Source organism: Rhizobacter sp. P3_C12 (genome assembly GCF_056402735.1).
On the sequence record NZ_JBFUGW010000356.1, the window covers coordinates 1 to 5,388 of the forward strand.

Annotated in this window: 6 protein-coding genes and 1 riboswitch; all 6 genes read right to left on the bottom strand. The window is 71.9% G+C overall.

Translation table 11 applies throughout. The features are described 5' to 3' along the window. Nucleotides 1–888: bifunctional hydroxymethylpyrimidine kinase/phosphomethylpyrimidine kinase (thiD, locus tag AC1DXV_RS30825; protein ID WP_477937268.1), on the bottom strand; the 888-nt coding region annotated here is incomplete at its 3' end. 13 nt (nt 889–901) lie between these two features. Then, the gene (locus AC1DXV_RS30830) at nt 902–1,687 is read right to left on the bottom strand and encodes a thiazole synthase (RefSeq protein ID WP_477937270.1); all 786 of its coding nucleotides are present in this window, start codon (nt 1,685–1,687) and stop codon (nt 902–904) included. Nucleotide 1,688: 1 nt separating this feature from the next. Next, nucleotides 1,689–1,892 (bottom strand): sulfur carrier protein ThiS, encoded by a 204-nt coding sequence (gene thiS, locus AC1DXV_RS30835; RefSeq protein WP_477864593.1) that lies wholly within the window; start codon nt 1,890–1,892, stop codon nt 1,689–1,691. Continuing rightward, on the bottom strand, nt 1,892–2,944 hold the full coding sequence (locus AC1DXV_RS30840) for an FAD-dependent oxidoreductase (protein ID WP_477864594.1): 1,053 nt from the start codon (nt 2,942–2,944) through the stop codon (nt 1,892–1,894). Before AC1DXV_RS30840 ends, thiS begins: the two co-directional genes overlap by 1 nt. Before the next feature lie 12 nt (nt 2,945–2,956). After that, a complete protein-coding gene (thiC, locus tag AC1DXV_RS30845; RefSeq protein ID WP_477937272.1) occupies nt 2,957–4,849 on the bottom strand; it encodes a phosphomethylpyrimidine synthase ThiC in 1,893 nt (630 codons plus the stop codon). Nucleotides 4,850–4,910: 61 nt separating this feature from the next. After that, a riboswitch (TPP riboswitch) is annotated at nt 4,911–5,023 on the bottom strand. A gap of 5 nt (nt 5,024–5,028) precedes the next feature. Next, nucleotides 5,029–5,388, bottom strand: a 360-nt coding sequence (locus tag AC1DXV_RS30850) for a helix-turn-helix domain-containing protein (protein ID WP_477937274.1), incomplete at its 5' end; no start/stop codon positions are given.

Genomic DNA, 5,388 nt, shown 5'->3' on the forward strand with positions numbered 1-5,388 from the left:
CAGCTGCAGCGTGCGCACCCCCATCGCGAGCGCGCGCTCGACCCAGTCGGCATCGGGCAGCACCGCGTAGAAGCCGAGCGGGCCGCTCAACGGCGCGAAGGCCGCGGCCGGCGCGGCTGCGTCATCGGCCCAGCGGAAGTCGGGCAGGTGGGTGCTGTCGGGCCGTGCCGCCGCGTTCGTGTTCGGGCGGCCCGGGCCGACCTCGATCGCCTGCGCGAGACCGGCCGTCACACGCAGTTTGGCGATGCAGGCGGCATCGAACACGCTCCAGCCCTGCGCGAGCGAGCCGGCCAGCGCGGCCGAGAACACGCAGCCGCTGCCATGCGCGGAGCCGGCCAGCCGCGGTGTCGACAGCGATGCGTGCCGCGTGCCGGCGATCACCTCGTCGATGCTTCGGTCACCGTCTGCGTGCCCGCCTTTCAACACCACGGCTGCCGGGCCGTCGAGCAGGCCGAGCCGCTGCGCTTCGGGCAGGTTCGGCGTGATCACGTCGACCTCGCGCGCGAGTGCACGCAGCGCGTCGAGCCAGGCGCGTTCGTCCGCATCGTGGCTGCTGCGGCCGTTCGACGCGCCGAGCACCGGATCGAGCACGACGGGGCAGCGTCGCGCCGCGACGAACTCGTGCACCTCGCGCAGCACCTCCAGCGAGCCCAGCATGCCGAGCTTGACGGCCCCCGGCTCGCCATCGCGCAGCAGCGCCTGCAACGCGTCGCGCACCAGCGTGGCCGGGGCCGGTTGCAAGGCGCTCAGGCCGCGGCTGTCCTGCACCGTCAAGGCCGTCACGACACTGCTGCCGGCCAGGCCCATCGCCTGCCAGGTCGCGAGGTCGGCGGTGATGCCGGCGCCATGCACCGGGTCGTGCCCGGCGATCGTCAACAAGGGTCGCATGGTGAGATCTCCATCAAGCCTGGTGCCAGAACGGCATGCCGAGCGTCGGTGTCGAGGCCTGCGCCGTCTGCCGCTCGCCCATCGGCGTGGCCTCGAACGCGAGCCGCCCGGCGTCGACCGCCTGCGCGAACGCGCGCGCCATGCGCACCGGGTCGCCGGCCTGCGCGACCGCGGTGTTCAGCAGCACCGCATCGAAGCCCATCTCCATCACCTGCGCCGCATGCGACGGCCGGCCGAGCCCGGCATCGACGATCAGCACCGCATCGGGCAGCCGCGCGCGCAGCGTCTGCAGCGCATACGGGTTCTGCGGCCCCCGCCCGGTGCCGATCGGCGCGGCCCACGGCATCACCGCAGCACAGCCGGCCGCGTGCAGGCGCTGCGCGAGCACCAGGTCGTCGGTGGTGTAGGCGAGCACCTGGAAGCCATCGCGCACCAGCACGCGCGCCGCCTCCAGCGTGCCGAACGGGTCGGGCTGCAGCGTGTAGTCGTCGCCGATCACCTCGAGCTTGATCCACGGCGTGTCGAACAGCTCGCGCGCCATCTGCGCGAGCGTGATCGCCTCCTGCGCGTCGTGGCAGCCGGCGGTGTTCGGCAGCACGTGGCAGCCGAGCGCGCGCACGCGCTGCCAGAACGCGTTGCCGCCGCCGTGCTCCGGCTGCAGGCGGCGCAGGCCGACGGTCAGCACCTGCGTGCCGCTCGCCTGCACCGCCTCGGCCAGCACCTGCGGCGACGGGTAGTGCGCGGTGCCGAGCAGCAGGCGGCTGGCGAGCGGGGTGCCGGCGAGGGTCCATGACGTCATCTCAGCCTCCTGTGACCGGTGCGATCACGTCGATGCGGTCGCCGGCTTGCAGTACGTGCGACGGCCACTCCGCACGCGGCACGAACTGCCGGTTGATCGCGCACGCCATCGCGGCCTGCGGTTCGTAGCCCTGCTGCTGCAGCAGCTCGGCGAGCGTCGCCGCGGGCGTGCGCAGCAGGCGGCCATTCATCGACACCTCGGTCATCACGTCGTCTCCTGAAGCAGTTGGTCCACCAGCGCCGGTGCGCACAGGTAGCCGTGGCGGTACAGCCCGTTGAGCTGCCAGACGCCGTCGTGCCGGCGCAGTTGCGGGCAGTGGTCGTCGAGCGCCGGGCGCAGCGCCGCGTCGATGCGCAGCACCCGCGCCTCGGCGAAGGCCGGGTGCAGGCTGTACAGCGCGCTGCCCAGCTCCAGCACCGAGCGCAGGCTGGGCGGGCCGGCGTCTTCCGATTCGAGTTCGGTCGCGCCGACGACGAAGCGCTGCTTCGGCCGCGGTGCCACATAGAGCTGGTAGCGCGGGTGCATCAGCCGCACCGGCCGCTGCAGCGCGATGCCTTCGCATTCGACGCTGAGGATCTCGCCGCGCACGCCGCGCAGCCCCGGCCAGTCGGCGCGTGCGCCGAGGCCGCGCGTGTCGATCACCAGCGGCGCGCGGAACTCGCCCTGCGCGGTGCGCAGCCCGTCGGCGTGCAGCTGATGCACCGGCTCGTCCTGATGCCAGTGCACGCGAAAGCGGTCCAGCGCGCGCGCCAGCGCGACCAGCAGTTCGTCGTTGGCGATCTGCCCCTCGCCGGCCAGCAGCAGGCCGCGGTCGAAGCGGCCGGCGAGTGCCGGCTCGTGCGACGCGATGCCGGCCGCGTCGAGCACGTGGATCGCGTGCTGCTCCGCGGGGGCCAGCTTGTGCCGCAGCACCCGCTCGAAGTGGTCGAGGCTGCCGCCATCCGCGGCATGCGCCAGCACCAGCGTGCCGGCGCGGCGGAAGTACACCGGGCGCCCGCTGTCGGCCTGCAGCGCGAGCAGCCAGTCGGGCCACAGCGCCATCGCCTGCTGCGCGAGCGCATGCACCTGCGCATCAGCAACTGCCAGCTCGGCCAGCGGCGATAGCATCGCCGCGGCCACCGCACTGGCCGAGCGCGTGTCGTCGCGCCGCGCCGCATCGAACAGCCGCACCTGCCGCCCGGCGCGCGCATAGCGCCACGCGCACAGCCGGCCGGCCAGCCCCGCGCCGGCGATCAGCACATCGCTGTCGTGGGCCATCTCAGTCGCCTTTCAGAGGTAGAGCTCGCCGCCGTGCGCGCGGAACTCCTCGGCCTTGCCGTCCAGCGCCTGCCGGATCTCGATCACCGGCTTCGCCGCCGCATCGCGCTGCGCGAAGGCCCGCACCTCCTGGCTGATCTTCATCGAGCAGAACTTCGGGCCGCACATCGAGCAGAAGTGCGCGACCTTCGCGTTCTCCTTCGGCAGCGTCTCGTCGTGGTACGCCATCGCGGTGTCGGGGTCGATCGCCAGGCGGAACTGGTCCTCCCAGCGGAACTCGAAGCGCGCCTTCGAGACCGCGTTGTCCCACATCTGCGCACCGGCAAAACCCTTCGCCAGGTCGGCCGCGTGCGCGGCGATCTTGTAGGCGATCAGGCCCTGCTTCACGTCGTCGCGGTTCGGCAGGCCCAGGTGCTCCTTCGGCGTCACGTAGCACAGCATCGCGGTGCCGTACCAGCCGATGTTGGCCGCGCCCATCGCCGACGCGATGTGGTCGTAGCCGGGCGAGATGTCGGTGATCAGGGGCCCAAGCGTGTAGAACGGCGCCTCGGCGCAGGCGGCCAGCTGCTTGTCGACGTTCTCCTGCACCAGCTGCAGCGGCACGTGGCCGGGGCCTTCGATCATCACCTGCACGTCGTGCTGCCAGGCCACCTGCGTCAGCTCGCCCAGCGTGGTCAGCTCGGCGAACTGCGCCTCGTCGTTCGCATCGGCGATCGAGCCGGGACGCAGGCCGTCGCCGAGCGAGAAGCAGACGTCGTACGCCTTCATGATCTCGCAGATCTCGCCGAAGCGTTCGTACAGGAAGCTCTCGCGGTGGTGCGACAGGCACCACTTGGCCATGATCGAGCCGCCGCGCGAGACGATGCCGGTCAGCCGGTTCGCGGTGAGCGGCACGTGCGCGAGCCGCACGCCGGCATGGATGGTGAAGTAGTCGACGCCCTGCTCGGCCTGCTCGATCAGCGTGTCGCGGAACAGCTCCCAGGTGAGCTCCTCGGCGCGGCCGTTCACCTTCTCGAGCGCCTGGTAGATCGGCACCGTGCCGATGGGCACCGGCGAGTTGCGCAGGATCCACTCGCGCGTCTCGTGGATGTTCTCGCCGGTCGACAGGTCCATCACGGTATCCGCGCCCCAGCGGATCGCCCACACCAGCTTGTCCACCTCTTCCTCGATGCCCGAGGTCACCGCCGAGTTGCCGATGTTGGCGTTGACCTTCACGAGGAAGTTGCGGCCGATCACCATCGGCTCGCTCTCGGGGTGGTTGATGTTGCAGGGGATCACCGCGCGGCCGCGCGCCACCTCGCTGCGCACGAACTCGGGCGTGATGTCGTGCACGAGCGCCGCGCCGAACGGGTGGCCGCGCTGCGGCAGGCGCTCGGTCGCGAGGCGCTCGCGCAGCTGCGCCTTCACGAGGTTCTCGCGCAGTGCGATGAACTCCATCTCGGGCGTGACGATGCCGCGGCGCGCGTAGTGCATCTGCGAGACGTTGGCGCCGGCCTTCGCGCGGCGCGGCAGCGGCGGGTTCGCCATGCGCAGCGCGGCCAGCGCCGGGTCGTCGAGCCGGGTGCGGCCGTAGGCGCTGCTGATGTGCGGCAGGGCTTCGGAATCGGCGCGGTCGGCGATCCACGCGCGGCGCAGCGGCGGCAGGCCGTGCGTGATGTCGATCGCGGCCTGCGGGTCGGTGTACGGGCCCGACGGGTCGTAGACGCGCAGCGGAGGGTTCGGCTCGCGCAGCGGCTCACCGTGCGGCTGCTGCACCAGCGTGTCGGAGAGCGCGATCTCGCGGAACGGCACCCGCAGGTCGGGGCGGCTGCCGTCGAGGTAGATCTTGCGCGAGCCGGCGAACGGCGTGCGGGTGATGCGGCGGGAGAGCTCGTCGGTGTCGACGGAGGATGCTTGCTTGGCCATGCGGTCTCCAGAGGTGGTGTGCCTGCCTGGGAGACCGTGCCCTGCGGTGAGCAGATGGGACCGGTGGCCGAGTGCTGTTTCCTACGCGGGGATGACCCCGATCAGGTTCAACGGGTTAGGCACTGAAGCCCTCTCAGCCTTGGATTCGCATCCTCGGCACCCCGACAAGCGGGTGGATTCTAGGCCAGTTGCCGAGGCAGTTGCCGGCGCAGTTGCCTGTACTGTCCCGGCGTGACGCCGGTGCGCGCCCGGAACCGGTTCACCAGGTGGCTCGCGCTCGCCAGCCCGCATTGCCGCGCCACCTCGTCGAGCGGCGCATCCGAATGCCGCAGCAGCTGCTTGGCCCGCTCGATGCGCAGCCACAGCACCCAGGCGTGCGGCGCGATGCCGAACGAAGTGCGGAACATGCGCGCGAAATGATGCTCGGAGAGCGCGGCGACGGCGGCCATCTCGCCGATCGTCAGCGGCTCGCCGAGCCGCGCCTCGGTCCACTCGACCAGCCGCCGGCGCACGGTGGCCGACAGCCCGCCGCGCGGCGG